The following is a 26912-nucleotide window of genomic DNA, read 5'->3' on the forward strand; positions in this document are numbered from 1 at the left end:
TCGCGTCGCGCACGTACTGGGCCAGGCCCGGCGCGACGTCCTCGTAGGTCTTGGTGAAGCGCGGGTCGGCGACGTACATGTCCGCCAGGCAGCGGTGGAACTCGGGCGTGAGGTCGTAGAACCGCTCGTGGATCTGCAGCCGGGCGTGCTCGGCGGCGTCCATCGCCTCGGTGCTCGTCGGCGGCAGTCCCGCCTGCATCGCCGCCACGAACTCGGCGTTGACCGCGTCGGTCTCCTCCTTGATCCGCGCCCAGTCCTCCTTGGTGTAGCGCGCGGACCGCTCGCGGGACTGACGCCACGCGTCGGTGTCCCCCCAGCGCTCCTGCGCCTCGGCGGCGTACTCGTCGCCGAACCCGTCACCGAACAGCTCGCGCTGCTCCTCCCTCGTGAGGTCCACTCCGCTCATCTCCTTCTCCAGTGCTCGGTCGATGGCCGTGACGAGATCGTTCATCTCCTCCAGCCGGGACATGACCGCGGCACGCTGGCGCCGCAGGTGCTCCGCGAGGGAGCCGCCCGTGGCGTCGTCGAGCAGGGCGGTGATCTCCTCCAGCGAGAAGCCCAGCCGCCGGTAGACGACGACGTTCTGCAGCCGCACGATGTCCGCCTCGGTGTAGAGGCGGTAGCCCGCGCCGCTGCGCTCGCTCGGGGACAGCAGGCCGATCTCGTCGTAGTGGTGCAGCGTCCGCACCGTCACGCCGAACTGCTCGGCCACCTGGCCCACCGTGAGCACCGTGAGAACCCCTGTCGTGTCGGTCATGGGTCAACCGTGCGCCCTCACGTCGCGTGAGGGTCAAGCCCGATCCTCTCCCGCCACCGGGGCAGGTGCACGGCGCCGGGACACGCGTACCCCGGCCGGGGTCCGAGGACCACCGGCCGGGGTGCGCGCGCATCCGGCTGGTCGCTAGGCGGAGGTCCCGTCGCCGCCGACGCCGTTGGTCCCGGGCGTCGTGCGCGCCGGCACCGTGGCGGTCTCGGCGGGCACCCGGCCGCGGACGAGCTCGAGCAGGTCGATGCCGGTCTGCGCCTTGAGGAGCGTCCCGAGCTCCTGCACGCCCGCCGCCACCTGGTCGGGGAGGCGCGAGGCACCGTCCTTGTCGATGACGGTGATGTCGTCGATGCTGGCGAGCGCGTCGGCGTACGGCTGGGCCATGCGCGGCAGGGCCTCGAGCACCATCTGCAGCCGCGCGGACTCGGGGAACGCCTGGTAGGCGTCCGACTCGGCCTTGATCGCCGCACCGCGCGCCTCACCACGGGCGCGCTCGGCGTCCGCCTCGGCCTCACCGCGGGCGCGCACGCCGTCGGCCTCGGCGCGGGCGAGGGCCAGGGCGCCCTCGGCGCGGCGCTGCTGCTCGACGAGCGCGGCATCGGCCCGGGCCCTCAGGGCCGACGCCTCGGCCTCTGCCTGCGCCGTCGTGCGGTGTGCCTCCGCCTCGGCCTTGCGGATCGCGGTGGTCTTGGCGGCCTCGGCCTCCTGCTCGGAGGCGTACTTGCGGGCGTCGGCCTCCTGCGAGGCCTCGTACTTCTTCGCCTCGGCGGGCTTGCGGACCTCGGTCTGCAGCTCCTGCTCGCGCAGCGCCGCCCGGCGCAGGGCCACCTGCTCCTGCTGGATGAGGACGGACTGCTGGGCCTCCGCCTCGGCCCGCTCCTTGGCGGCTTCGGCCTCGGCCTGTGCCGTTGCCGTCTGCTCGGCGATATGGGCGTTGCGCAGCGCGAGCGCCTTGTTCGACTCGGCGATCTGGACCGCGGCCTCGTTCGAGCGCTCCGTGCTCTCCTGCCGGGCCTGCGCCTCCGCGATCTCCGCGTCGCGCGCGACGGCCGCAGCGCGGGGACGGCCGAGGTTGCGGATGTAGTCCCCGGAGTCCTCCACCGTCTGGATCTCGAAGTTCTCGAGCACGAGGCCGCGCTCGGCGAGCATCGGCACGGCGATGTCCTTGACCTCCTTGGAGAAGTCCTGGCGCTCGTAGAGGATCGACTCGACGGTGAGCGTGCCGGCGATCGTGCGCAGGACACCGACGAGCACCTCGCTCGTCTGCTGCTCGATGACCTGCTCCTGGCTGCGGCCGGCGAAGCGCTGGGCGGCGGCGCGCACCATCCGCTCGGTGCCGCCCACCTTGACGACGGCGATGCTGCGCAGCGTCACGCCGATGCCGCTCTTCGTCGTCGCGTCCTCGGCGGTGACCGGGAAGCTCTGGGAGGCGAGGGACAGCCGCGCGACCTGCTCGAAGACGGGCTTGACGAGCGTGCCGCCGCCGATGACGACCCGCTGCCCCGACAGGTCGGTGGTCTCCTGGCCGGTCTCCGGGTTGATCACCGGCACGCCGCTCTTGCGCCCGGTGATGATGAGGGCCTCGTCGGGCGAGGCGATCTTGAAGCGGACCTTGGCGTAGATGAACCCGATGAGGGTGAGGACCAGGAGCGCCGCGACGACGACGACGGCGATGAGGACGGATCCGGCGAGTTCCATGGGGTCTCCTCGGAGGGCGGGTGACTGGGGTCGTTCGAGGCCCACGAGGACCTGCCGCGGTACCCGGTGTGGGGGTGGGGTAGGGGGCGGCACGGCCACCCTAGCCACGCGTCCCGGTCGTCGGCGCCGTTTCGGGCGTCAGGTGTCGGGGAGTTTCGTTACGATCGCCGGATGACCTCTCAGCTCCCTCTCGGCCTGCGGACGGCGGATGTCGTCGGCGCCGCGGTGACCGGCCTGCTCACCCTCCCCGACCCCGCCCGCCGCAGTCCCGTCGGGCGCTTCGCCCTGCGCACCACGGTCGCCGGGTTCACCGGCGCGACGGTGTGGGTCGGCCTGGGGGAGGACCCCGAGCTCCGTACCGACCTCGCCCGCCGTGCGGGCTTCACCGCGGGGGTGGTCGGCCTCGCCTACGGCGCCGCCGAGCTCGGTGAGCGCCTCGACGCCCTCACCCAGCGCACCCTCGTGCGCTGGGGCGTGCGCCGCCCGCGCGCCGTCATGGCGGTCGCGGGGGCCGGGCTCGCCCTCGTCATGGCCGTGGTCGACCGGCGTGCCGAGAACGCCGCCGCAGCTTCGGGGACCGCCGGGGCCGCGACCGGCGAGACGCCCGACGCAGCCCCGCCGGCCCACTAGCCGCTCGCGCGGCGGGTCTCAGCCCGCCGCGCCCGGCACGTCCTTGCCGTAGGCCAGGCCGCGGCGCGTCTCGCTGTACCCCAGAGAGGTGTACAGGTCGACGGCCCGGCTCTCGTTCTCCATGTCCACCCCGAGGTCGGCGCGCTCGATCCCGTCGGCCCGCAGGGCCTGCATGGTCGCCGCGAGCAGGGCGGAGGCCAGCCCGCGCCGCCGCCACGCGGGCCGCACCCCGAGCAGGTCGGTCCAGCCGGCACTGTAGCCCTGCGGCTCCCAGTCCTGCGTGTAGGCCGAGGTGAGGGAGTAGGCGGCCACCTCCTCGCCGTCGAGCACGACGAAGCTCCAGCCCGGTCGGAAGAACCGGCCGCCGACGCTGTGCCGCTCCCAGTTCTCCTGGGACCGAGGCTCGCTGCCCCAGTGGTGGGCGAACGCCTCGTTGTGGGCCACCCGCAGCCGCTCGCTCAGGCTCGGGTCGAAGGGCACGAGGCGCAGGCCCGCGGGCACCTCGACCGGGGGAAGGTCACCCTCCAGCGGGCGGGTCAGCTCGAGGAAGACGCGCAGCGGGGTGAAACCGGCCCGGTCGAGCAGGCGCATCGTCGCGGTGGCGTCGTCGTCGGTGTGGACGAGCACGCGGCCCGGGGCCTCGCGCCCCGCGGCGGCGATCTTCGTCCGGGCCAGGCGCTCCTGCCAGGCGAGGAGCTCGGCACCGATCCCGCGGCCGCGCCACTGCGGGTCCACCCCGCCCCAGCAGAAGGCCCGCACGGTGCGCACGTCGCCCGGGTTGACCTCGACGTGCCCGAAGGCGCGGGCCACGCCGTCGCCGTCCAGGCCGAGGATGCTGTCGCGGGCCGGGTCCTTCCACGAACCGCCGGTGAGCTCCTCGGCCAGGTCCTCGGGGGTGTGACGCTCGCTCGGCTCGTCCGCGTCCTCGATCGCCCGCACGAGGCGGTGCCACACGGCGACGTCCCCGAGGGCGATCGGACGCCAGGCCAGTCCGGCGACAGGTGCAGGGAAAGTCGTCATGCTCCCGACCCTACGGCCGGCGGCCCTCGGCGGGCACGGGAAAAAACGACGGCGCCGTCCCACAGGGACGGCGCCGGACGAGTCGGGAGTGACGGCTCAGCGTGCGGGGCCGTCCTCGGTGAGGCGGTGCGTCTCGTCCTGGATGGCGGTGGCGACACCCTCGAGGGCCTCGGCGTGCTTGCGCGCGTGGTGCGCGCAGAACAGCAGCTCACCCACGGGGAGCTCCACACGCACGTACGCCTGGGCGCCGCAACGGTCGCAGCGGTCCTGGGCGGTCATGGGGGCGGTCATAGTCGCGTTCACGTCTGCATACAACCACGAACGTCCCGAGATCTTCCCCGGACGGGGGCCTCGTTCGCTCGCAGCGGACCTAGGTCCCTCGCAGAGTGCTCCACATCACGTTATTCGGCGTGGGATCGGCCACCCGCCGGTGCCGCCTGCCCGGTTGGGCACCTCGGCCTTCGTATGATCGCCGGGTGCCCCCCAAGTCGACCGCGTCTCCCGCCCAGTACACCGCTCGACACCTCTCCGTGCTCGAGGGTCTCGAGGCGGTGCGCAAGCGTCCGGGCATGTACATCGGGTCGACCGACTCGCGCGGGCTCATGCACTGCCTCTGGGAGATCATCGACAACGCCGTCGACGAGGCGCTCGAGGGCCACGGTGACGCGATCGACGTCGTCCTCCACCCGGACGGCTCGGTCGAGGTGCGTGACAACGGCCGCGGCATCCCCGTCGACACCGTCGACTCCGTCGGGCTCAGCGGCGTCGAGGTCGTCTTCACCAAGCTCCACGCCGGCGGCAAGTTCGGCAACGGCTCCTACGCCGCCTCCGGTGGTCTGCACGGCGTGGGTGCCTCCGTCGTCAACGCGCTGTCCGCCCGCCTCGACGTCGAGGTCGACCGTGGCGGCAAGACCTACCGGATGACCTTCCACCGGGGTGAGCCCGGCACCTACGACGACCGCGCCGGCGCCGGCCCGGACGCGCCGTTCGCCCCGTTCGTCGAGTCGAGTGAGCTCGCCGTCGTCGGCAAGGTGGCGCGCGGGCGCACCGGCACCCGGGTCCGCTACTGGGCCGACCCGCAGATCTTCCCCTCGACCTCCCAGTTCGGGTACGACGAGCTCGTCACCCGCGCCCGCCAGACGACCTTCCTCGTCCCCGGCCTCACCATCACCGTGCGCGACGAGCGGCGCCTGCCCGGCACCCCCGGCGAGGACGGCCCGGTCGAGGAGGTGTTCCGCCACGACGGCGGTGTCGTCGACTTCGCCGACTTCCTCGCCACCGACCCGCCCGTCTCCGACGTCCTGCACCTCACCGGGTCGGGCACGTTCATGGAGACCGTCCAGCAGCTCGACTCCTCGGGGCACCTGCGCCCCAAGGAGGTCGAGCGCACGTGCGAGGTCGACATCGCGCTGCGCTGGGGCCAGGGCTACGAGACCGACGTGCGCTCCTTCGTCAACATCATCGCTACCCCCAAGGGCGGCAGCCACCTCACCGGCTTCGAGCAGGGGCTCGTCAAGACGGTGCGCAAGCAGATCGACGCCAACGCCCGGCGCCTCAAGGTCACCGCCAAGGACCCGAAGATCGATAAGGACGACGTCCTCGCCGGCCTCACCGCCGTCGTCACCGTCCGCCTGCCCGAGCCGCAGTTCGAGGGCCAGACCAAGGAGATCCTCGGGACCGCGCCGGTCCGCGGGATCGTGTCCTCCGTCGTGGACAAGCAGCTCACCGAGATCCTCACCTCGCCCAAGCGGCAGGACAAGGTGCAGGCGACCGCCGTCCTGGAGAAGGTCGTCGGGGAGATGCGCGCCCGCGTCCAGGCACGGCTCACCAAGGAGATCTCCCGCCGGAAGAACGCGCTGGAGAGCTCGCGACTGCCCGCCAAGCTCGCCGACTGCCGCACCGACGACATCGAGCGCTCCGAGCTGTTCATCGTCGAGGGGGACAGCGCGCTCGGCACTGCCAAGCTCGCCCGCTCGAGCGACTTCCAGGCATTGCTGCCGATCCGCGGGAAGATCCTCAACGTCCAGAAGGCGTCCCCGGCCGACATCCTGCGCAACGCCGAGGTCGCCTCGATCATCCAGGTCATCGGCGCCGGCTCCGGCCGCACCTTCGACCTCGACGCCGCGCGCTACGGCAAGGTCATCCTCATGACCGACGCCGACGTCGACGGCGCCCACATCCGTACCCTCCTGCTCACCCTGTTCTTCCGCTACATGCGCCCCCTCGTCGAGGCCGGCCGCGTGTTCGCCGCCGTCCCGCCGCTGCACCGCGTCGAGATCGCCGGCTCGGGCGGCAAGAAGGGGGAGAAGATCTACACCTACTCCGAGGCCGAGCTCCACCAGCTGCTGCGCAAGCTCGAGCGCCAGGGCAAGCGCTACAAGGAGCCCATCCAGCGGTACAAGGGTCTGGGGGAGATGGACGCCGACCAGCTCGCCGAGACGACGATGGACCCCGCCCACCGCACCCTGCGGCGGGTGAGCATGGCCGACGCCGATGCGCTGGCCGAGGCCGAGCGCGTCTTCGAGCTGCTCATGGGCAACGACGTCGCGCCGCGCAAGGACTTCATCGTCGCCGGCGCGGCCCAGATCGACCGCGAGCGCATCGACGCCTGATCTGAGCGGCCGCCGACCACACCATAGGATCGTGGACATGCCCGAACTGCTCCCCGACCGCGCCGCGCCTCCGGCCGAGGCGACCGTTCCCGGCGACCACCTCGGACTCGTGTGGCGTGCCCTCACCCCCGACGACGCCGACCAGGTCTACGCGCTCGTCGAGCGTTGCGAGGACGTCGACCAGCCCACGATGCGCACCGGCCGGTCGCGCGTCGTCGAGATCCTCGCCCGGCCCTCCACCGGGATGAAGGCCGACAGCCTCGGAGGCTTCGACACCACCGGCGAGCTGCGCGCCGCCGCGTTCGTCCACTCCCCGCTCGGCGACGAGACCCACGCCCGCGTCTTCATCGCCGCCTCGGTGGATCCCTCGTGGCGCGGCCGCGGGATCGGCCGTGCGCTCCTCACCTGGCAGGACGACCGCGCCCGGCAGATCCTCGCCACCCTCGACCCCTCGCTCCCGGGCCGCATCGCGGCCTACGTCGACGAGCGGCTCGAGGACAGGCGCCGGCTCTACGCCGCAGCCGGCTTCAGCCCCAAGCGCACCTTCCGCGAGATGCGACGCCCGCTGACCGAGGAGCCCGAGGCCACGAAGGTCCCCGAGGGCTACGAGATCCGCCAGTGGACCCCGGAGCTCGACGAGGCCGTGCGCCTCGCGCACAACGAGGCGTTCCGTGACCACTGGGGCTCCCAGCCCGTGGACGAGGACACGTGGGCCGCGCGGGAGCACGAGCTCGAGCCGGCGTGGAGCGTCGTCGCCGTCCACGTCGAGTCGGGGACGATCGCCGGCTACGCGCTCACCGCCCGTCACGAGCACCAGTGGGAGGCGCTGGGGCACAGCGAGGGTTACACCGAGCTGCTCGGCGTCCTGCGCGAGCACCGCGGCACCGGGGTGGCGCGCGCGCTGCTCAGCTCGGTCCTCGGCGCGCTCTACCGCGACGGGATCGAGGTGGCCGCCCTCGACGTCGACATGGAGAACCCCTCGGGCGCGCACCAGTTCTACGAGCGGATGGGCTACCGTCCGGGCGCCGCCCGGATCCTCTACACGATCGAGGTGTGAGGTTTCCCCTACCGGCCACCGTCGGTAGGCCGAAGCCCGGTGACAACGTATCGTCGGACCATGCTCGAGCACTTCGGCGACGCCCCGCGCACCCCGGCGGAGGGCGTCGGGGACGCCGGTGCCCCTTGGCCCCACCCCGAGCTGCCGCACGGCCACGACCTGCGCTGGCGTGAGCTGACGCTCGCCGACAACGATGCTCTCGTCGCCCTCCTGGGCCGCATCGAGGAGCACGACAACCCGCCGTACCGCACCACTGCCGAGGAGTCGGCGGAGACGTTCGTCCAGGTGGGCGCCGACGTCGGGACGGCGCGGACCATCGCCGTCGACGCCGACGGCGTGCCGCGGGCCTACGCCATCGTCCGCGTCCGCCCGACCGCGGGCACCTGCCGGGCGCTGTGCGACGGAGGCGTGGACCCGCAGTGGCGCCGGCGGGGAATCGGCACGACGCTCCTGCAGTGGCAGCTCGCTGCGGCCCGCTCGATCCTCGACGACGCCGGGTACGCGAGCGCACTCGCCGTCGTCCACGTCGAGGACGACATGACCGACTTCCAGGACATGCTGCGGCTCGCCGGCTTCGTGCCCACCCGCTTCTACACCGAGATGCGGCGCGACCTGTCGCTGCCGCTGCCCGAGGTGGAGGCGAAGGGCAAGATCAGCGTGGAGCCGTGGGACGCCGCCCTCGAGGACGCCGTGCGCCGTGCGCACAACGACGCGTTCGCCGGGCAGTGGGGCGCCGAGCTCCACACGCCCGAGACGTGGATGCAGGGCCGGACGTATTTCGCGCCGTCGTGGAGCTTCGTCGCCCTCGACCGGACGAGCGACCGCGCCCGCGTGGCCGGGTACCTCATCTCGGGGCGTTACGAGGGGGACTGGGCCGCCCAGGGGTGGACCGAGGGCTACACCGAGCTGCTCGGCGTCCGCGAGGAGTGGCGCGGGATGCGGGTGGCGACGGCGCTGCTGGTCACCGCGATGCGCGCCTATGCCGCCGACGGCATGCAGTACGCGGGCCTGGGGGTCGACTCCCCGGAGCCCGGCGGCGACTTCGGCCTGTTCGGCAACCTCGGGTACGAGCCGACCCGCCACTCCCTCATGTTCACCCGCGCCGTCTAGCTCGAGCCCGCCCACCCGCGCGCAGCCTCAGCCGAGCCCTCCGCCAGCCCCAGCCCCGCCCTCCGCCGCGAGAGCCGACTTGTGCGCGAGAGCCGACTTGTGCGCGAGAGCCGACTTGTGCGCGAGAGCCGAGTTCCGCGAGAGCCGAGTTCCGCGCGAGAGCCGACTTGTGCGCGACAGCCGGGTTCCTCGCGAGAGCCAGCCTTGTAGAAGTCTGCTGTCGCGCGGAACTCGGCTCTCGGCGAGAAGTCTGCTGTCGCGCGGAACTCGGCTCTCGGCGAGAAGTCTGCTGTCGCGCGGAACTCGGCTCTCGGCGAGAAGTCTGCTCTCGCGCGGAACTCGGCTCTCGGCGAGAAGTCTGCTTTCGCGCGGAACTCCGCTGTCGGCAGGAAGTCTGCTGTCGCGCGGAAGTCGGCTGTCGGCGGGGGAGGGGACGGGAGGAAGGGCGTGGCGGGGGTCAGCCGATGGCGGCGATGGGGGCGGCGAGGGGACGGCCGGAGCCGTCGCGGCGCTCGTCGACCTCGGGCAGGTCGACCGGCTGGCCGCCGGACGCGACCGCCCGGATCGGCTCCAGGCCCACCCACGCGAGGGTGAGGACGTCCTCGCCGCGCAGGAAGCGGTGCGCCCGCACGCCACCGGTCGCCCGGCCCTTGCCGGGGAAGCGGTCGAACGGGGTGACCTTCGCGCTCCCGGGCATCGTCCCCGGCAGCGCCGTGGAGGACCCGGCGACGGTGACGACGAGGCTGCGCGAGACGTCGTCGGGGTGGACGACGCCGAACGAGACCACCCGCGCGTCGTCCGGCATCTTGATACCGGCCATGCCGCCGGCGCTGCGTCCCTGCGGACGCACGGCGGAGGCCGGGAAGTGCAGGAGGTGGGCCTCGCTCGTGACGAGGACGAGGCGGTGCTCGTCCGGGGCGTGTGCCGCCCCGACGACGGCGTCGCCCGGCTTGAGCGAGACGACGTGCCACTCGTCCTTGTTCCCCGGCCGGTCGGACGGGTTGACCCGCTTGACCGTCCCGCCGGCGGTGACCAGCGCGAGCGGCGGGGCGTCGTCGTCGAGGCGGGTGAGGCCGACGACGCGCTCCCCGGGCTCGGGCTGGACCAGCTCGGTGATCGGGGTGCCACCGGATAGTCCGGGCGCCGAGTCAGTCGTCGGGAGGCCGGGCGTGTCGAGGACGGGCAGGCGCACGCAGCGTCCGCTGCTGAGGACGACGCCGACGTCACCACGGGTTCGCGCGGGCACGACGGCGGCGAGCGCGTCGTGCGCGACTCGCGGGCCCTCGCGCGGCGGCTCCTGGCTGCCGTGGGCGATGAGCCCGGTGCCGGACAGCGCGACCCAGCACGGCTCGTCGGGGATCTCGAGCGGCACGCTCGTCCCGCCCTTGCGCCCGGAGGCGGCGGACGACGTCGCCGGGCCACCGGCGTGCTCGAGCAGCACCGTGCGCCGGGGGGTGCCGTGCGTGGCGGCGACCTCGGCGAGCTCGTCGCTCACGACCGACCGCAGCAGCGCCTCGTCGCCGAGGATGGTGCGCAGCTCCTCGATCTCCCGGGCGAGGGCGTCGCGCTCGGCCTCGAGCTCGATGCGGGAGAACTTGGTGAGCCGGCGCAGGCGCAGGGCGAGGATGTAGTCGGCCTGCGGCTCGGAGAGGTCGAAGACCATCTTGAGCCGCTCGCGGGCGGCGTCGGCGTCGTCGGAGGAGCGGATGACCGCGATGACCTCGTCGATGTCGGCGATCGCGAGGAGGAGTCCGGCCACGAGGTGGGCCCGCTCGGTCCGCTTGGCCAGGCGGTGCTCGGTGCGTCGCCGGACGACCTGGATGCGGTGCTGGACGTAGACCGAGAGCAGGTCGCGCAGCCCCAGGGTCTGCGGCTGGCCGTCGACGAGCGCGACGTTGTTGATCCCGAAGGAGTCCTCCATCGGGGTGTAGCGGAAGAGCTGCTCGAGGACGGCGTCGGGGTTGAACCCGGTCTTGAGCTCGATGACGAGCCGCAGGCCGTGCTCGCGGTCGGTGTAGTCGGCGACGTCGGAGATGCCTTGGAGCTTCTTCGCGTCGACGGCCTCCTTGATCTTCTCGATGACCCGCTCGGGCCCGACCTGGTAGGGCAGCTCGGTGACGACGATCGCCTTGCGCCGCGCGGTGACGTTCTCCAGGTGCGTCGTCGCCCGGGTGCGGAAGGAGCCGCGGCCCGAGGCGTAGGCGTCGCGGATGCCCTCGAGACCGACGATCTTGCCGCCCGAGGGCAGGTCCGGGCCCGGGACGAAGCGCATGAGCTCCTCGAGCGTCGCCTCGGGCTTGGCGATGAGGTGGCGCGCGGCGGCGACGACCTCGACGAGGTTGTGCGGCGGCATGTTCGTCGCCATGCCGACGGCGATCCCCGAGGCGCCGTTGACCAGCAGGTTCGGCATCGCTGCGGGGAGCACGGAGGGCTGCGTGAGCTGGTTGTCGTAGTTCGGGACGAAGTCGACGACGTCCTCGTCCAGGCCGGCCGTCATGAGGAGCGCGGCGGCGGTGAGGCGGGCCTCGGTGTAGCGCGGGGCCGCGGGGCCGTCGTCGAGGGAGCCGAAGTTGCCGTGCCCGTCGATGAGCGGGACGCGCAGCGCGAACGGCTGGGCGAGGCGGACGAGGGCGTCGTAGATCGCGGTGTCGCCGTGGGGGTGGAGCTTTCCCATGACCTCGCCGACGACTCGGGCCGACTTCACGTGGCCGCGGTCGGGCCGCAGGCCCATCTCGTCCATCTGGTAGAGGATGCGTCGCTGCACCGGCTTGAGGCCGTCGCGCGCGTCGGGCAGCGCCCGGGAGTAGATGACCGAGTAGGCGTACTCGAGGAACGAGCCCTGCATCTCGGTCGACACGTCGATGTCGATGATCTGCTCGTGCACGGGAGGCGGCGGGGTGCTGCGACGTGGCATGTGCTCCATTCTCTCCCGATCCCAGGCGGTCTCGGTGCATCCAGGCCCCGTGTCCGAGGGGCGGCCCGCTCGGTGGATCGCCGTCGGCGGGGCCGTCGTGGACCTACCGATCGGCGCCGACCCGTGCGGATGTGTGCGGAACCTGCCACGACGTCGGGGACACGCGGGCGACACGCCGTCGGGAGGGGTGTCCCAGAGGCGTGCGGGGGAGTTGGTGGCAGGTGTCGTGAGGTGGGGCCGGGCGTCGGTGGCCGCAACTAGGGTGGGGCCATGAGCGAGGAGGCACCCCCGTACCCGGCGCACTGGGAGGCCGACGTCGTTCTGCGGGACGGCGTCCCCATGCACATCCGCCCCATCCGGCCCGAGGACGCCCAGGCGTTGCAGGAGATGCACCAGCGCCAGTCGCCCCTGTCGCAGTACTACCGCTTCTTCGCGCCGATGGAGCGGCTGAGCGACAAGGACCTCCACCGCTTCACCCACGTCGACCACGTGGACCGGGTCGCGCTCGTCCTCACGAGCGAGGAGCGGATCCTCGCGGTCGGCCGGTACGACCGCCTCGACACCGACGTCGCCGAGGTCGCCTTCTACGTCGCGGACTCCGAGCACGGCCGCGGGCTGGGCTCGGTGCTCCTCGAGCACCTCGCCGCGGCGGGGCGCGAGCGCGGCGTGGCCCGCTTCACCGCCGAGGTGCTGCCCGCCAACGCCCGGATGATCCGCGTCTTCCGGGACGCGGGCTACGAGGTGCGCCAGGAGCTCGACGACGGCGTCCTCCACGTCGACTTCCACATCGAGGAGACGGGCCGCTCCTGGGCCGTCATGGCCGAGCGCGAGCAGCGCGCCGAGTCGCTGAGCATGCGCGCGATGCTCGCCGCCGGGTCGGTCGTCGTCGCGGCCCTCGGCGGCCCGGAGGAGGTCTACGCCCGGCGCGCCGCGGAGTCGGTCACCGCCGGCGGCTTCGACGGTCCGGTCCACCTCGTCGGGCTGCCCGGTGAGGGCGCGTACGCGACCCTCACCGACCTCGCCGCGCACGTCGCGGAGGAGGACCGGCCGGACCTCGCGGTCGTCGCGGGGGAGCCGGACGCCGTCGTCGCCGCGGTGCCCCAGCTCGCGCGGCTCGGTGTCCACGCGGTCGCGGTGCTCTCCGGCGGCTTCGCCGAGGAGGGCCCGGAGGGCCGCCGCCGGCAGGTCGAGCTCGGCCGCGCCACCCGCGCGGCGGGGATGCGCCTCCTGGGTCCGGCGTCCTACGGGCTCGTCGCGAGCGGGCCGGCGGGACGTCTCGCCGCCACGCCGCGCCCCGCGCCCGGCCCGGGCGGCCTCGCGCTGTTCAGCCAGTCGGCCGCTGCCGGCGCCGTCCTGCTCGGCGCGGTGGAGCGCCGCGGCATCGGGGTGCGCGGCTTCGTCTCCGCGGGCAACCGGGCGGACGTCTCGGGCAACGACACGATGCAGGCCTGGCAGGACGACGACGGCATCCGCGCCGCCGTCGTCAACCTCGAGTCGATCGGCAACCCACGCAAGTTCTCGCGCATCGCGCGCCGGCTCGGGGCGACGACGCCGCTCATCACCCTGCTCAGCGGGCAGACCGGCCAGCAGGTCCCGCCGGGCCACCGCGTGCGCACCACGCGCGAGCCGCAGCGGGTGCTCGCCGAGATGCTCGACCAGGCCGGGGTCATCCGGGCGCGCACCGCCGCGGAGATGCTCGACCTCGCCCAGCTCTTCGTCTCCCAGCCGCTGCCGCGCGGTCCGCGGACGGCGGTGCTGAGCAACTCCGGTGCCCTCACGAGCACGATCGCCGGCGTGGCGCGCAGTCACGGCCTGCGCCCCCGGCCCGCGGGGGAGGGACTCACCGCGCTGGCGACCGCGCAGGACTACGCACGTGAGCTCGCCCGCCTCCAGGAGGACGACTCGTGGGACGCGCTCGTCGTCGCCCACGTCCCCCCGTTCGGTGGCCCGGACCCGGCGGTGTGGCGGGCGGTCGCCGACGCCGCGGCCGCGGGTGACCGGCCCGTCCTCGCCTCGGGCGAGGGGCCGGCCGGCCTCACCGCGGAGCTGACGAGCGAGGGCCGCACGGTGCCCGCCTACGCCACCGGCGCCGACGCCGTCGCCGCGCTCGCGGGAGCGGTCGCCCACGCGCGGTGGCGCGCGACCGGGCGCGGTGAGCTCGTCGACCCGAGTGGCATCGCCCCCGCCCGCGCCCGGGAGCTGCTCGCCCCCGTCCTGCAGCCCCTCGAGGCGGGGGAGTCCACGCGCCTGGAGCCCGAGCTCGTCGCCGAGCTCCTGGCCTGCTACGGCCTCGACCTCGTGCCCAGCCTGGCGGTCACCACCCCGCAGGAGGCGGTCGCGGCCGCCGAGGACCTCGGCTGGCCGGTGGCGCTGAAGACCCGTGACGAGGTGCTGCGTCACCGGGCGGACCTCGGGGGCGTGCGCCTGGACCTGCGCACCGCGGAGGAGCTCACCGGCGCGATGACGGCGATGCGGCGCGACCTCGCGGCCACCGGCCGGGAGCCCGCGGCCTTCGACGTCCAGCGTATGGCGCCGCCGGGGGTGGCGTGCGTCGTGCGCGGGACCGAGGACGAGCTCTACGGGCCGGTCGTGTCCTTCGGGCTCGGCGGGGACGCCGTCGAGCTGCTCGACGACGTCTCCTACCGCATCCCCCCGCTCACCGACGTCGACGTCGCGCAGATGGTGCGCAGCGCCAAGGCCTCCCCGCGGCTGTTCGGCCACCGTGGCCTGCCGGTGCTCGACGTGCGCGCCCTGGAGAACGTCATCGCGCGTGTGTCGGTCCTCACCGACGACCTTCCCGAGGTGCGCCAGATCCTCCTCAACCCGGTGCTCGTCGCCCGCCGTGGCGCGGCCATCCTCAGTGCCGTCGTCGAGGTCTCACCACCCGGGAGGGCCGACAGCGGCAGACGCGTCCTGCCCGGGGTGGGCGCAAGTGGTGCCAAGATGGAGCCGTGGACCGCCGCAACGTGAGGAACGACCTGCAGGCCCAGCTGGGCGCCGACCTGGACCGCGCCGGATACTACCCCCGGCTCGTCCAGGGCGTGCTCGACATCGCCCTGGCCGGTGAGGAGGTCCGCGCCTACCTCGTCCACCCGGAGACGACCTTCGACTCCCGCGAGGTGCGCCGCCACCTCACCGCGCTCGCGCTCACCCCGACGCGCCTGGTCATGGCGCACGTCGACGACGTCCCGGGTGAGGACGTGCCCTCCGCGGCGGCGACGACCGAGGCCGTGCCGCTCGGCCGCATCGCCTCGGTCGCCCTCACCCACGGCGTGAGCGACCCCGCGAGCACCCACGGCGGGATGCGCTCGGACGAGCTGACGATCGCCGTGACGTGGGGCGGCGCGCAGCAGGTCGACCTCGCGCCGGCCGGCTGCTCCGACCCCGAGTGCGACGCCGACCACGGCTACACCGGTCTGCTCACCCCCGAGGACGTCGTCGTGCGGGTCAGCGCGCAGGCCGAGGGCGACAAGGCGCTGGAGCAGGCGCTCGGCTTCGCCCGCGCCCTGTCCGTCGCGACGGTGTCGGCGACGTGACGCAGCCGCCCCCCGACCTGCGCATGCCGGACTACGAGGGCGGCAGTCTGCGCGCGGTGCTTCCCGCCGCACTGGACGCCATCGGCGCCCCGACGTCGTCCTCAGGGCACGACTCGGCGAGCGACCGGGCGGCCCTCGGGCTGCCCGAGGCGCGCAAGGTGTGCCTCGTCCTCGTCGACGGCCTCGGCGCCCACATGCTCGCCGAGCGCGGTGGCCACGCGCCCTTCCTGCGCTCCCACCTGCCGAGCTCGCTCACCCTCACGTGCGGCTACCCCTCGACGACGGCGGCCAGCCTCACGATGTTCGGGACCGGCTCCTGCCCGGGGCAGACCGGCATGCTCGGCTACACGGTGCGCAACGACGCCGACGGCTCCCTGCTCAACCTCGTGACCTGGGAGGAGGCGACGATCAGCCCGCGCGAGTGGCAGCCGCAGCCGACGCTCGTCGAGCGGCTCGGCGTCGACTCGTGGGGCCAGCGCGTCGCCAGCGTCGGCCCGGCCCGGTTCGTCGGGTCCGGCCTCACCGAGGCCGCGCTGCGCGGGCCCCGGTTCGTCGCCGCCGACTCCCTCGCCGACAGGGTCGACGCGGCGAGCTCGCTGCTGCGCGACCGCGGCACCGACCTCGTCTACCTCTACTGGGGCGACGTCGACAAGATGGGCCACCACCACGGCTGGGGGTCCTGGCAGTGGGGTGAGGCGGTCGAGCTCCTCGACTCCGAGATCTCCCGGCTCCGGCGCCAGCTGCCCGCCGGCACACTCCTGCTCGTCACGGCCGACCACGGCATGGTCGACCTGCGCCCGGACTCCCGGATCGACGTCGCGGCGACGCCCGAGCTCGACCGCGACGTCGTCCTCATCGCCGGGGAGCCGCGCGCCGTCCACGTCCACACGGAGCCGGGCACGGCGCCTGCCGTCGCCGATCGTTGGCGCGACGTCCTGGAGGACACCGCGTGGGTGCTGCTGCGGGAGGAGGCCGAGGAGATCGGTCTCTTCGGCCCGCTGAGCGAGCGCCACCGGGCCACCGTCGGGGACGTCGTCGTCGCCACCCGGGGACTGCGCGCCGTCGTCGACTCGCGGACCCAGACGCCCTCGTCGATCGCCCTCGTCGGTGTGCACGGCTCACTCACCCCCGCCGAGCTGGAGATCCCGCTGCTTCGGGTGGAGGTCTGAGGTGGCCGAGCTCGTCTTCTTCGCCGGGACCATGGACTCCGGCAAGTCCACCCTCGCCCTCCAGATGGACTACAACCACCGGCGCCGCGGCCTGCAGGGGCTGATCTTCAGCCGCAACGACCGCGCCGGCACCGGGAAGCTCTCCTCCCGACTCGGCCTGCAGGTGAGCGCGGTCGAGGCCGACGACACCACCGACTTCTGGCAGGAGGTCGTCAACCGCCGCACGCGGGGCGAACGGGTGGACTACCTCGTGTGCGACGAGGCGCAGTTCTACGGCGCCGAGCAGGTCGAGCAGCTCGCCCGGCTCGTCGACGAGATGAACCTCAACGTCTTCGCCTTCGGCATCACCACCGACTTCCGCACCCGGCTCTTCCCGGGCTCCGCGCGGCTCGTCGAGCTCGCCGACCGGGTCGAGCAGCTCCAGGTCGAGACCCTGTGCTGGTGCGGACGGCGCGCCACGCACAACGCCCGCACGATCGGGGGCCGGATGGTCACCGAGGGCGAGCAGGTCGTCGTCGGTGACACGGTCGCCGAGGAGCGCGCGGAGGGCGCCGTCGGCTACGAGGTGCTCTGTCGACGGCACCACTCCCGGCGGATGACCTCCGCCTCGGCGCACGCCGTCGAGCTCAGCCCGGGCACCCTGCAGCTCGGCTGACCGACCACCCGGCCGACCAGCCGTCGGCGACCAGCCGTCGGCGCGTGCCGTCACAGCCGCGAACCCGTGCGCGGCTACTCCGGCTTCGCGCCGAAGACGATCTCGTCCCAGCTCGGGACGCTCGCCCGGCGACCACGGCTGGAGCGGCGCCTCGGCTGCTCCTTGGTCTCCTGCTCACCGGGCGTCGCGCGGGGGCCGGTGCGAGCGGTCTGCTGCTCGGAGGACGGCGTCGGCTGCGCGGGGGCGGTGCGCTCGTCGACGGAGGCGCTCGGTGCCGGGACGGCGGCCGGGCGGATGTCGCGGGGGAGCGGCAGCACCTGGGCGTCGACCGCCTCGTGCGGCCGGGAGACCGGCGGGTGCGCCGCGGGCGGCAGGTCCCAGTCCTCGTCGTCCTCGACCGCCTCGAGGTCGAGCTCGGGGCGGGTGCCGCGCGAGGCGCGCAGCTCGGCGAGGAGGTCGTCGGTGCTCACGGCGGGCAGCGCTCCGAAACCCAGGTCCTCCGGCTCGGAGAGGTCCGCGTCGAGCGCCTCGAGCGCGGGCCCGAGGTCCCCGTCGGCCTCGACGTCGTAGAGCCGGACGGGCACGAGGTGGCGGCGGGAGGGGGAGGCGGGGGCGACGTCGGTCTCCGACAGCCAGCGTGCCTCGTCGTCGATGGCGTGGGTGGAGCGGGCGGCCATGTCGACCTCCCAGCGCGCCTCCCGGTGCTTGTCGCCGGCGGTGAAGCGGGCGACGAGCTCCCAGGCGCGGTCCTGGCCGCGGACGGCGTCCCACTCGATCTCCGGCGCGCGCACCCCGCGGGTGGCGAGCCGGTCGAGCACGAGGTCGCCGAGCCTGGGGGAGTCCTCGGCTCGTCCCACCGTGAACCGGCGGGCCTGCTCGACCACCCAGGACCGCTCGGCGAGCACGGGACCCTCGTAGCGCTGGACGTGCTCGACCGGCAGGCCCGCGGCCTCGGCCACCTCCTGGGCGGAGGCACCGGCGCGGATGCGCGCCTGGATCTCCTTGGGCCGCAGCCCACCGTTCGCGCGGATCTGCTCGAGCTGCGGCCGGTCACGTCGGACGGCAGCGCGCAGCGCGTCGTCGACCAGCAGCGTGTAGCGCTGGCCGTCCGGCCCGGAGAGCGTGAGTCGCTCACCGTCGCTGTGCAGCCCGACGAGTTCGAGCTCTAGCATGTCGTCCCCCTTCGAGGTCTTCCCCACGAGGGTGCCACTGCATACGGCCCGGATGCCGGATTGCGGTCGGTGTGTTCCGCCCGGCCTGGGACCATGAGACAGGCCACATGCCCGAGGAAGGACCACACGATGACCGACGCCCCCGACAACGCCGAGCTCATGAGGACGGCCGAGCTGGTCGCCCGGGAGGCCGGTGACCTCATCCGCTCCGCGGTGACCGTCTCGGTCGCCGCGACGAAGAGCAGCGGTGTGGATCTGGTCACCGAGGTGGACCAGGCGGCCGAGGCGCTCATCCGCCGCCGGCTCGCCGAGCTGCGCCCCGAGGACGGCGTGCTCGGGGAGGAGGAGGGCCGCCACGAGGGCACCTCCGGGCTGGTGTGGGTCGTCGACCCGATCGACGGCACGACGAACTTCGTCTACGGACTGCCGAGCTACTCGGTGAGCGTGGCGGTGGCCCGCGCCGACGACGAGGACCCCTACGCGTGGACGCTGCTCGCCGGCGCCGTCCACGCACCGGCCACCGGCCGGACGTGGACCGCCGGGCGCGGGATCGGGGCGTACGCCGAGAGCGAACGTCTCACCGTGGCCGGGGCGGTGAGCCTCGACACCGCCCTCGCCGGGACCGGCTTCGCCTACACGGCCGAGCGGCGCGCAGGGCAGGCGCGCGTCCTCACCGAGGTGCTCCCGCGGGTGCGCGACATCCGCCGGCTCGGGTCCGCCGCGGTCGACCTCTGCCTGGTCGCCGAAGGCCGTCTCGACGTGTTCTTCGAGCAGTACCTCAACCCGTGGGACATGGCCGCGGGTGCCCTGACGGTGACCGAGGCGGGCGGCGTCGTCGAGCGCCTGGGCACGGGTGTGAATGCCGTCACGGTGGCCGGCCCGCCCGCGCTCGTCGCGGACCTCGTCGGGGTCTTGAGGCCGCTGCTCGACTGAGCTCGTCGACCCTCCGGTGGCCCAGCCCGCGCGGAACCCGTCAGGAACGTGTCCAATGCCACGGTGACGAAAGTGGCGCCGTCGGCGACTATGCGGCCGGCGATGGGGCAGAATCCGGGTGCCGCGGGAACAATCCGAGGCTCGCGGCGTTCTTTGATACGGCACAGGACGTGCCCCCGAAATCACGACTAGACGAACCGGAGCGTGACGTCTACATGGCGACCGACTACGACGCGCCTCGTAAGAACGAGGAGGACCTCTCCGAGGACTCGATCGAGGAGCTGAAGGCCCGTCGGGCCGAGAAGGCCTCACCCTCGGTCGACGAGGACGAGGCGGAGGCAGCCGAGGGCTTCGAGCTCCCCGGTGCTGACCTCAGCAACGAGGAGCTCTCGGTTCGAGTGCTGCCCCGTCAGGCAGACGAGTTCACCTGCTCGCGCTGCTTCCTCGTCCACCACCGCAGCCAGCTCGCCTACGAGGACGGCGGCCAGCTCGTCTGCTCGGAGTGCGCTGCCTGACCTGCCCGACCCAGGGCGGCCGCGAGCCGCTCCGGGTGCCGGCTGGCCACGAGCCAGTACGGCGCCGGGTCACGCGGGTCGGTGACGGCCACGCGCACCCCCTGCCGCACCCACGGGCGCTGGCAGACATAGGCGCGGGCATCGGCCTCCGGCCCCATGACCGCGACCATCCTCTCGGCGTCGAGCCTCTCGGTGATCCCGAGGTGCTCGGCGCCGATGTGTGCCCGGCCCGCGGTGAGGGTCGGGCCCTCACCCTCCTCCGGGCTGCCGAGGTCGACGAGGACCAGCGGCGAGGTCACGAGGAGGGCGAGCACGATGCCGAGCGCGGCGAGCGCGCCGACGACGTACCCGCCGGTCTCGTTCAGCGGCCAGACGACCGCTCCGACGGCGAGGCCGGAGAGCACCCCCAGGACGAGGTTGACCGGGCGCGGCCACAGCCGCTCACGAAAGATGACGGAGTCCACGGTCCCACTGTGCCACCGCTCGCGGTCTGCCCAGGGACCGGCGCCCGGACGAATGAGGAGTTCGCGGTGGAGGTCAGTACAGTCGCGGGCGTGACTGACATCGTCGACGTCCCGCTGCTCAAGCTCGACCCTGACCTGCCGAGCCCGTCCTACGCGCACCCCGGCGACGCCGGCGCCGACCTCTACGCGCGCCACGACGTCGAGCTCGGCCCGGGGGAGCGGGCGGTGGTCCCCACCGGGGTGGCCATCGCGCTGCCCGAGGGCTGGGCGGCGTTCGTCCACCCCCGTTCCGGACTGGCTGCCCGTCACGGGGTCACTGTCGTCAACGCTCCGGGTACCGTTGATGCAGGGTTCCGCGGTGAGATCCACGTGATCCTGCTCAACACCGACCTGCGGCAGCCGGTCCGCCTCGCACGCGGCGACCGGATCGCCCAGCTGGTCCTCCAGCGTGTTGCGCAGGCACGGTTCACCGAGGTGCAGGACCTGTCCGAGTCGGTCCGCGGCACGGGCGGTCTGGGTTCGACAGGCGGTTGGAAGACCGCCGGAGCAGGAGGCGAGGACTGATGGGGCTCTTCTCACGACGCCGCAAGGCTGACCAGGAGCCGGAGCAGGTGGACCCCAACGCGCAGGAGGAGGTGGCCGAGGAGCGGCCGCGTCCGGAGCGCGGGCCCTGGGACGTCGCCGACATGCCCGAGCTCGGCCAGCGGATCGACCTCGGCACCCTGCGCGTGCCCGCCCGCCCGAACCTCAAGGTGCGTATGGAGCTCGACAAGCGCACCCGCCAGATCGTCGCGGTCAGCCTCTCCGTGCCCGGCTCGGCCCTCCAGGTCCAGGCCTTCGCCGCGCCGCGCTCCGGCGGGCTGTGGGAGGAGCTGCGCCCCGAGCTGACCGCCTCGGTGGAGAAGCAGGGCGGCACCGCCGACGAGGTCGACGGCCCGTTCGGCCGCGAGATCCTCGCCCGCCTCCCCGTGACGACCCAGGACGGGCGCATGGGTCACCGCCCGGCGCGCTTCGTCGGGGTCGACGGCTCGCGCTGGTTCCTGCGCGGCGTCATCAGCGGCCGCGCCGCGATCGACCCCGACGCCGCCAAGGAGCTCGAGGACCTCTTCGCCGACGTCGTCGTCGTCCGCGGTCAGGAGGCGCGCCCGCCGCGCGACGTCCTCACCCTGCAGATACCTGGCAAGGCTGTCGCCGCCGAGGCCACCCCCGAGCCTGCCGAGACGACGTCCTTCGACCCGCTGACCCGCGGGCCGGAGATCACCGAGATCCGCTGACCCCCGTGACCCGGTCCGTGGCCGAGGCCCGCCCGCGCGAGCGCATCGAGGTGGGCGGCGTCGTCGTCGCCCTCACCCACCGTCCGTCGTCCGAGCCACCCGGCCTCGTCGCGCGCCTCGACGACGGCACCGGGGAGATCGACCTCGTGTGGCTCGGCCGGCGCGAGGTGCCCGGCATCACGCCCGGCCGTCGTCTCGTCGCCGAGGGCATGGTCTGCACCGGGGCCCTGCGTCCCACGATCTTCAACCCCGCCTACCGGCTCCTTCGCGAGGACACCCCATGACCAGCCCAGACCAGGACGCCGCGCCCGAGGCGCAGGGCGCCGCGCCCGAGGCGCAGAGCGCCGCCGACGCGGTCGCCCGCTCCCGCATGAGCCAGCTCGCGGGGGAGGACTTCTCCCTCGCCGAGGCGATCGGCGGGGTCCGCGGGCTCGTCGAGTCCGTCGCGCCGGGCCTCGTCTTCGTCGTCGTCTACCTCGTCTCGGGGCACCAGCTCGCAGCGCCGATCATCGCCTCGCTCGCCGTGGCGGTCGTGCTCGTCGTCGCCCGGCTCGTCGGCGGGACGCCGGTCACCCAGGCGCTCGGCGGGGTGGTCGGCGTGCTCATCGGCGTCGTGTGGGCGTGGCGCTCGGGCCAGGCGCAGGACTACTTCGCCTTCGGGCTGTGGACCAACGCGGCCTACGCGGCCGCGCTCCTGGTCAGCGTGATCGTGCGCTGGCCGGTCGTCGGGGTCGTCGTCGCGCTGCTGCGCCAGGAGGGCTTCGGGTGGCGCACCGACCCGGACCAGCGGCCGCGGCTGCGCCGCTACACCGCCGCGACGTGGCTGTGGATCGCCCTGTTCGTCGCACGCCTGGCCGTCCAGGTGCCGCTGTACCTCGACGCCGCGACAGCGTGGCTCGGCACCGCCCGCCTCGTCATGGGCGTGCCGCTGTGGGCGCTGGCGCTGTGGGTCACCTGGCTGCTGGTGCGGGAGCGACCAGCGCCTGCAGCGACGCCTGATCAGCCCGCTCACTGAGCACGAGGACCAGCCGGTCCCCGGCGACGAGCTGCTCGTCGGGGTCCGGGGGCAGCGGCTCACCGCCGCGGATGATCGCGGACAGGAAGCAGCCCGGCCCCCACACGACGTCGCGCACCGTGCGACCGGCGACGGGGGACTCCGCGGCGAGGGTCACCTCGTGCAGGCTCGTGCCCGAGCCCTGGAAGCTGAAGATCCGCACGAGGTCCCCGACGGTCACCGCCTCCTCGACGAGTGCCGTCATGATCCGCGGCGTGGACACCTGGACGTCCACGCCCCACGCCGAGTCGAACAGCCACTCGTTCTTCGGGTTGTTCACCCGGGCGACGACGCGCGGGACGCCGAACTCCGTCCGGGACAGGAGCGAGACGACGAGGTTGGCCTTGTCGTCCCCGGTGGCCGCGACGACGACGTCGCACTCACCGACCCCGGCCGCGGCGAGGCTGGAGATCTCGCAGGCGTCGGCGAGCTGCCACTCCGCGTCGGCGACCGAGGCGATGCGCATGGCGGCCGGCTGCTTGTCGACGAGCGTGACCGTGTGGCCGTGGGCGAGCAGCTCGCGGGCGATCGAGCGCCCGACGCTCCCGGCGCCGGCGATGACGACGCGCATCAGTCCTCCTCGGGTGGCGGGCTGCCGGCGATCCGGCCGGCCCGCTCGACGGCGTCGGTGCGGGCCAGGACATGGAGCACGTCGCCGTCCTGCAGGACGGTGCGGACGTCCGGCAGGAACGCCGAGCCGCGGCGGGTGAGGTAGGCGGCGCGGGCGCCCGAGGCCGCCTCGAGCGCGGTCACCGGCCGGCCCACCCAGCCGTCGTGGACGTCGACCTGGACGAGGGCGACCTGGCCCGAGCGGTCCCGGAAGTCGGCGACGCCGCCGGTGGGCAGCAGTCGGCGGAGCATCTGGTCGGCGGTCCACCGGACGGTCGCGACGGTCGGGATCCCGAGCCGCTCGTAGACCTCGGCGCGGCGCTGGTCGTAGATCCGCGCGACGACGTGCTCGACGCCGAACGTCTCCCGCGCCACCCGGGCGGCCAGGATGTTGGAGTTGTCCCCGTTGGAGACCGCGGCGAAGCCGTGGGCGTCCTCGATGCCGGTCTGGGACAGCGCGTCCCGGTCGAAGCCCAGACCGGTCACCCGCTGCCCGGAGAAGTCCTCCGGCAGGCGCCGGAAGGCGTCGGGGTTCTGGTCGAGGACCGCCACGGAGTGGCCCTGCTCCTCCAGCTGCGTGGCGAGCGAGGCGCCCACCCGTCCGCAGCCCATGATCACGAAGTGCACAGCGGCACGCTACCGTGCGGCGCCCTAGCATGAGGGCCCGTGAGCACACGTCCCGCCACCCTCCACCAGGCCCTGACCGGCGAGCCGGTGCGGCGGGAGCGGCTGCCGGTCCCCGGGGCCGCGCTCACGGTCCTCACCGCCGCCGCCATGTTCGGCACGCTCGGCTCCCGAGCCGCGGACCTCGCCGCCTGGGTGGTCCTCGTCCTGGGCGCCGTGCTCGCCCTCGCGCTCGCCGGTCTGCGCCGCCTGCCCGACGCGCGGGAGGTGCGCCGCCACCTCGGCCCGTGGCCGGTGGTCGCCGCCTCGTCCGTGCTCGAGCGGGTGCTGCTCATCGCCGCCTCTGTGTCCCTCGCCGTCGTCCTGCTCGGGGTGGCGGTGCCCGCCGTGCGTGACCGCGGACTGCTCCCCGTGCTCGTCCTCACCGCCGTCGTCCTCGTCGTCCACCTCACCGCGCCCAGCCGGGAACGGTGGCGGGCCCTGGCGGCGGTCGGGTGGACCGGTGCGGCCGTCGTCGTGCTGCTCGTCCTCATGGCGACGGCGGGCCTGGCCTCCGGCGCCGACAGTGACGTGCCCGACCCCAGCAGGGCGGCGGCGGGCGGTGGCGTCCTCGCGGTCCTCGTCGCGGGTGCGCTCAGCGGCGTCCTGCTGCGCCCGGCGCTGCCGGGCCACCGCGGCCGGCCCGTGGCCGACCGTCGCGGGACCGCGCGCTCGCTCGCCGCCGGGGCCGGGGTCCTCGTCACGCTCGTCGCCGTCGCCGCAGGCGTCCCGGCCGGCGGTGAGGAGCCCACGATCCTCGGCGTCGCGGACGTCGGTGCCCCGCACGTGCTCGTCCAGGTGTGTGCGGTCCTCCTCGCCGTCGTCCTCCTCGTCACGGCCGTGACGTCGTTGTCCGGGGCGGTGCTGCCGGCCCGGCCGGGCGAGGCGCCCGCCGGGCGGGAGACACGCACCGGTGCCGTCCTCCTCGCCGCGGGGGCTGCGCTCGCCACCGTGCTCGCGTCCGACGTCGTCACGCTGGTCGTCTGGTACGCCGTCGTCATCCTCCTGGCCACCGCCCTCACACTGCACACCGGCCGCCGGCTCTGGAGCCGCGCCCTGGAGACGCTCTACCAGCCCGCCGCGCGGGATCGCGCCCGCGCCGGCCGGACGGTGACGACGGTGGCCGGGGCGGCGGTGTGCGCCAGTCTCGTCCTCGTCGCCGTGCCCGGCTGGCCCGCGGTGCTCGCGATCGCGCTCGGGTCGGCGATGATGTGGGGCGTGAGCCGACACGACCGCGAGCTGCGCGCCGCCCTCGCCCACGTGGGCCAGGACCGGCCGCTTCCCACGGCCGTGCGGGCGTTCGTCGTCGTCCACGCCGTCGACCGGCCGGCCGTGCGCGCCGTCGCCTACGCCCGCGCCCTGCGGGCCACCTCGCTCGAGGCGCTCACCGTCCCACGCGGGGAGCAGGAGGCCGCCGCCCGGCGGGAGCAGTGGGCCGCCCTCGACGTGCCCGTCCCGCTCGTCGAGCTCGCCGCGACGCCGGCGAACCCCGACACCGCGGTCGTCGAGCACGTCGCCACCGCGCGACGGGCGGAGCCTGCCGGGCTCGCCGTCGTCTACCTGCCCGAGCTCACCGCCCGCGGGCCGCTGCGCCGCCTCCTGCTCGGCCGGCGCACCGCGCGGCTGCGCGCCCGGCTGCTCGCCCTGCCCGGCACCGTCGTCACCACCGTTCCCTGGCCTCTGGAGGAGACCTCACCATGACCGACGTCCTCACCGGGGTGACCATCGGGTCACCCGCACACGGCGGGCACTGCGTCGCCCGCGTCGACGGCCGGGTGGTCTTCGTGCGCCACACCGCGCCGGGCGAGGTCGTCGACGTGCGCCTCACCGAGGCGGGGGAGGGCCGCAAGTTCTGGCGCGGGGACGCCGTCGCCGTCCACGAGGCCTCCCCGGACCGCGTGCCCAGCCGCTGGCCCGAGGCCGGTCCCGGCGGGGTCGGCGGGGCCGAGCTCGCCCACCTCACGCTGCCCGCGCAGCGCCGGTGGAAGGCCGAGGTGGTGCGCGACACGCTGCGCCGCATCGGGCACGTCGAGCTCGAGCAGCCGCTCGAGGTCCACGCGCTCGGCGAGGACGACGCCCGCGACGGCCTGGCCACCCGCACCCGCATCGACCTCGTCGTCGACGACGCCGGCCGGGCGGGCATGTTCCGCCACCGCAGCCACGACGTCGTCGCGCTGGGCGAGATGCCGCTGGCCGTCCCCGCGATCACCGAGCTCGACCTCTTCGCGCCCGGCCGCTGGCAGGGCGTCCCGGCCGGCACCCGGCTCGACGTCGTCGCCCCCAGCGACGGCCCGGCCGTCGTCCTCGCCGACGGTCGGCAGCTCGACCTCGACCACCCCGGCCGCGCGTTCCGGCGCGAGGAGCGTCAGGCGCGTGCCGGCCGGCCCGACCGCGGGCGCCGCCCCCGCGGGCAGGAGGCACCCGCGCAGCGGGTGGCCGTGCGCGAGCAGGTGTCCTCGGCCGTCGGCGACCTGTCCTACCGGGTGGACGCCACAGGGTTCTGGCAGGTGCACCGCGACGCGCCGGCCACGCTCGTCGCCGCAGTCCTCGACGCGCTGCGCCCCGAGCCCGGCGCGCGGGTCGTCGACCTCTACTCCGGCGCGGGCCTGTTCACCCTCCCGCTCGCGCGGGCCGTCGGGGAGCGCGGACGGGTGGACGCCGTCGAGGTCAACCAGCGTGCCGTCAAGGACGCCCGCCGCAACCTCCACGCCGACCCTCAGGCCGTCCTCCACGTCTCCGGCGTCACCGCCACCGTCATCGAGGGCCTGGGCGCGAAGGGCTCGGTCGACGGCATCGTCCTCGACCCGCCCCGGTCAGGGGCGGGGGCGCCGGTGATGAACGCACTCACCGAGCTGCGGCCGCGGCGGCTCGTCTACGTCGCGTGCGATCCCGCCGCGCTCGCCCGGGACCTGCGCACCGCCCTCGACGGTGGGTACGAGCTCGTCGCGCTCGACGCCTACGACCTCTTCCCGCACACCCACCACGTCGAGTGCGTGGCCGTGCTCGAGCCGCGCTGACCGACGCGCCGCACTCCGGGCGTGACTTCACCGCCCGGACAAAG

Annotated in this window: 25 protein-coding genes; 16 read left to right on the forward strand and 9 right to left on the reverse strand. The window is 74.1% G+C overall.

Features of this window, described 5'->3' with window-relative positions:
• On the reverse strand, nt 1-757 hold a 757-nt coding region (locus FHE66_RS03260; RefSeq protein ID WP_139071649.1), incomplete at its 3' end, for a MerR family transcriptional regulator.
• Nucleotides 758-901: 144 nt separating this feature from the next.
• Nucleotides 902-2464, reverse strand: a complete 1563-nt coding sequence (locus FHE66_RS03265) for a flotillin family protein (RefSeq protein WP_139071559.1) — start codon at nt 2462-2464, stop codon at nt 902-904.
• A gap of 171 nt (nt 2465-2635) precedes the next feature.
• Here FHE66_RS03265 and FHE66_RS03270 point away from each other — a divergent pair, with 171 nt between their 5' ends.
• On the forward strand, nt 2636-3094 hold the full coding sequence (locus FHE66_RS03270) for a hypothetical protein (RefSeq protein WP_139071560.1): 459 nt from the start codon (nt 2636-2638) through the stop codon (nt 3092-3094).
• A gap of 18 nt (nt 3095-3112) precedes the next feature.
• Here the strand turns inward: FHE66_RS03270 and FHE66_RS03275 are convergent, their stop codons facing one another.
• A complete protein-coding gene (locus FHE66_RS03275; protein WP_139071561.1) occupies nt 3113-4114 on the reverse strand; it encodes a GNAT family N-acetyltransferase in 1002 nt (333 codons plus the stop codon).
• A gap of 96 nt (nt 4115-4210) precedes the next feature.
• Nucleotides 4211-4393, reverse strand: coding sequence for a hypothetical protein (locus tag FHE66_RS03280; protein WP_230976373.1), 183 nt, complete (start codon nt 4391-4393; stop codon nt 4211-4213).
• 197 nt (nt 4394-4590) lie between these two features.
• Between FHE66_RS03280 and FHE66_RS03285 the strand changes: the two genes are divergently transcribed.
• The 3 genes from FHE66_RS03285 to FHE66_RS03295 are packed head-to-tail and all read left to right on the forward strand — an operon-like array spanning nt 4591 to nt 8893.
• Complete coding sequence (locus FHE66_RS03285) at nt 4591-6726, forward strand: type IIA DNA topoisomerase subunit B (RefSeq protein ID WP_139071563.1); 2136 nt, start codon at nt 4591-4593, stop codon at nt 6724-6726.
• Between the two features lie 37 nt (nt 6727-6763).
• The gene (locus FHE66_RS03290; protein WP_176554625.1) at nt 6764-7783 is read left to right on the forward strand and encodes a GNAT family N-acetyltransferase; all 1020 of its coding nucleotides are present in this window, start codon (nt 6764-6766) and stop codon (nt 7781-7783) included.
• A gap of 60 nt (nt 7784-7843) precedes the next feature.
• Nucleotides 7844-8893, forward strand: coding sequence for a GNAT family N-acetyltransferase (locus FHE66_RS03295; protein WP_139071565.1), 1050 nt, complete (start codon nt 7844-7846; stop codon nt 8891-8893).
• A 457-nt stretch (nt 8894-9350) separates the two neighbouring features.
• On the opposite strand, the gene FHE66_RS03300 is transcribed toward FHE66_RS03295, so the two are convergent.
• Nucleotides 9351-11807 (reverse strand): DNA topoisomerase (ATP-hydrolyzing) subunit A, encoded by a 2457-nt coding sequence (locus FHE66_RS03300; RefSeq protein WP_139071566.1) that lies wholly within the window; start codon nt 11805-11807, stop codon nt 9351-9353.
• 270 nt (nt 11808-12077) lie between these two features.
• On the opposite strand from FHE66_RS03300, the gene FHE66_RS03305 reads away from it, so the two are divergent.
• From FHE66_RS03305 to FHE66_RS03320, 4 genes are read left to right on the forward strand one after another with little or no spacing between them, the layout of a single operon-like run.
• Nucleotides 12078-14777: a GNAT family N-acetyltransferase gene (locus FHE66_RS03305; protein WP_139071567.1), complete on the forward strand. Its 2700-nt coding sequence runs from the start codon at nt 12078-12080 to the stop codon at nt 14775-14777.
• A complete protein-coding gene (locus FHE66_RS03310; protein WP_139071568.1) occupies nt 14759-15343 on the forward strand; it encodes a DUF5998 family protein in 585 nt (194 codons plus the stop codon). The genes FHE66_RS03305 and FHE66_RS03310 overlap by 19 nt, the downstream gene beginning before the upstream one ends.
• Nucleotides 15340-16512, forward strand: a complete 1173-nt coding sequence (locus FHE66_RS03315) for an alkaline phosphatase family protein (RefSeq protein WP_230976372.1) — start codon at nt 15340-15342, stop codon at nt 16510-16512. Before FHE66_RS03310 ends, FHE66_RS03315 begins: the two co-directional genes overlap by 4 nt.
• Nucleotide 16513: 1 nt before the next feature.
• Complete coding sequence (locus tag FHE66_RS03320; protein ID WP_139071569.1) at nt 16514-17167, forward strand: thymidine kinase; 654 nt, start codon at nt 16514-16516, stop codon at nt 17165-17167.
• A 74-nt stretch (nt 17168-17241) separates the two neighbouring features.
• On the opposite strand, the gene sepH is transcribed toward FHE66_RS03320, so the two are convergent.
• The gene (gene sepH / locus FHE66_RS03325; RefSeq protein ID WP_139071570.1) at nt 17242-18339 is read right to left on the reverse strand and encodes a septation protein SepH; all 1098 of its coding nucleotides are present in this window, start codon (nt 18337-18339) and stop codon (nt 17242-17244) included.
• Nucleotides 18340-18468: 129 nt separating this feature from the next.
• Here sepH and FHE66_RS03330 point away from each other — a divergent pair, with 129 nt between their 5' ends.
• Complete coding sequence (locus FHE66_RS03330; RefSeq protein ID WP_139071571.1) at nt 18469-19272, forward strand: inositol monophosphatase family protein; 804 nt, start codon at nt 18469-18471, stop codon at nt 19270-19272.
• 215 nt (nt 19273-19487) lie between these two features.
• Nucleotides 19488-19787 carry a DUF4193 domain-containing protein gene (locus FHE66_RS03335; protein WP_139071572.1) on the forward strand — a complete coding sequence of 100 codons (300 nt, stop codon included), beginning with the start codon at nt 19488-19490 and terminating at the stop codon, nt 19785-19787.
• Here the strand turns inward: FHE66_RS03335 and FHE66_RS03340 are convergent.
• A complete protein-coding gene (locus FHE66_RS03340) occupies nt 19742-20251 on the reverse strand; it encodes a DUF3093 domain-containing protein (RefSeq protein WP_168202693.1) in 510 nt (169 codons plus the stop codon). The two genes, FHE66_RS03335 and FHE66_RS03340, sit on opposite strands and share 46 nt — an antisense overlap.
• Before the next feature lie 90 nt (nt 20252-20341).
• Between FHE66_RS03340 and dut the strand changes: the two genes are divergently transcribed.
• The 4 genes from dut to FHE66_RS03360 are packed head-to-tail and all read left to right on the forward strand — an operon-like array spanning nt 20342 to nt 22540.
• Nucleotides 20342-20815, forward strand: coding sequence for a dUTP diphosphatase (gene dut, locus FHE66_RS03345; RefSeq protein ID WP_139071574.1), 474 nt, complete (start codon nt 20342-20344; stop codon nt 20813-20815).
• Nucleotides 20815-21525 (forward strand): DUF3710 domain-containing protein, encoded by a 711-nt coding sequence (locus FHE66_RS03350; RefSeq protein WP_139071575.1) that lies wholly within the window; start codon nt 20815-20817, stop codon nt 21523-21525. Before dut ends, FHE66_RS03350 begins: the two co-directional genes overlap by 1 nt.
• A gap of 5 nt (nt 21526-21530) precedes the next feature.
• Nucleotides 21531-21809 carry an OB-fold nucleic acid binding domain-containing protein gene (locus FHE66_RS03355; RefSeq protein WP_139071576.1) on the forward strand — a complete coding sequence of 93 codons (279 nt, stop codon included), beginning with the start codon at nt 21531-21533 and terminating at the stop codon, nt 21807-21809.
• A complete protein-coding gene (locus FHE66_RS03360) occupies nt 21806-22540 on the forward strand; it encodes a DUF3159 domain-containing protein (RefSeq protein WP_139071577.1) in 735 nt (244 codons plus the stop codon). The genes FHE66_RS03355 and FHE66_RS03360 overlap by 4 nt, the downstream gene beginning before the upstream one ends.
• On the opposite strand, the gene FHE66_RS03365 is transcribed toward FHE66_RS03360, so the two are convergent.
• Nucleotides 22476-23150: a TrkA family potassium uptake protein gene (locus tag FHE66_RS03365; RefSeq protein WP_139071578.1), complete on the reverse strand. Its 675-nt coding sequence runs from the start codon at nt 23148-23150 to the stop codon at nt 22476-22478. The two genes, FHE66_RS03360 and FHE66_RS03365, sit on opposite strands and share 65 nt — an antisense overlap.
• Nucleotides 23150-23800, reverse strand: a complete 651-nt coding sequence (locus FHE66_RS03370; RefSeq protein WP_176554632.1) for a TrkA family potassium uptake protein — start codon at nt 23798-23800, stop codon at nt 23150-23152. Before FHE66_RS03370 ends, FHE66_RS03365 begins: the two co-directional genes overlap by 1 nt.
• A 54-nt stretch (nt 23801-23854) precedes the next feature.
• Here FHE66_RS03370 and FHE66_RS03375 point away from each other — a divergent pair, with 54 nt between their 5' ends.
• Both FHE66_RS03375 and FHE66_RS03380 read left to right on the forward strand, forming a co-directional pair.
• Nucleotides 23855-25552: a hypothetical protein gene (locus tag FHE66_RS03375; protein WP_139071580.1), complete on the forward strand. Its 1698-nt coding sequence runs from the start codon at nt 23855-23857 to the stop codon at nt 25550-25552.
• Entirely contained in the window at nt 25549-26868 is a 1320-nt protein-coding gene (locus tag FHE66_RS03380; protein WP_139071581.1) for a class I SAM-dependent RNA methyltransferase, read from the forward strand. The genes FHE66_RS03375 and FHE66_RS03380 overlap by 4 nt, the downstream gene beginning before the upstream one ends.
• Nucleotides 26869-26912: the final 44 nt, after the last annotated feature.

It is taken from the genome of Georgenia sp. 311 (assembly GCF_006151955.1).
GTDB lineage: Bacteria > Actinomycetota > Actinomycetes > Actinomycetales > Actinomycetaceae > Oceanitalea > Oceanitalea wutianyii.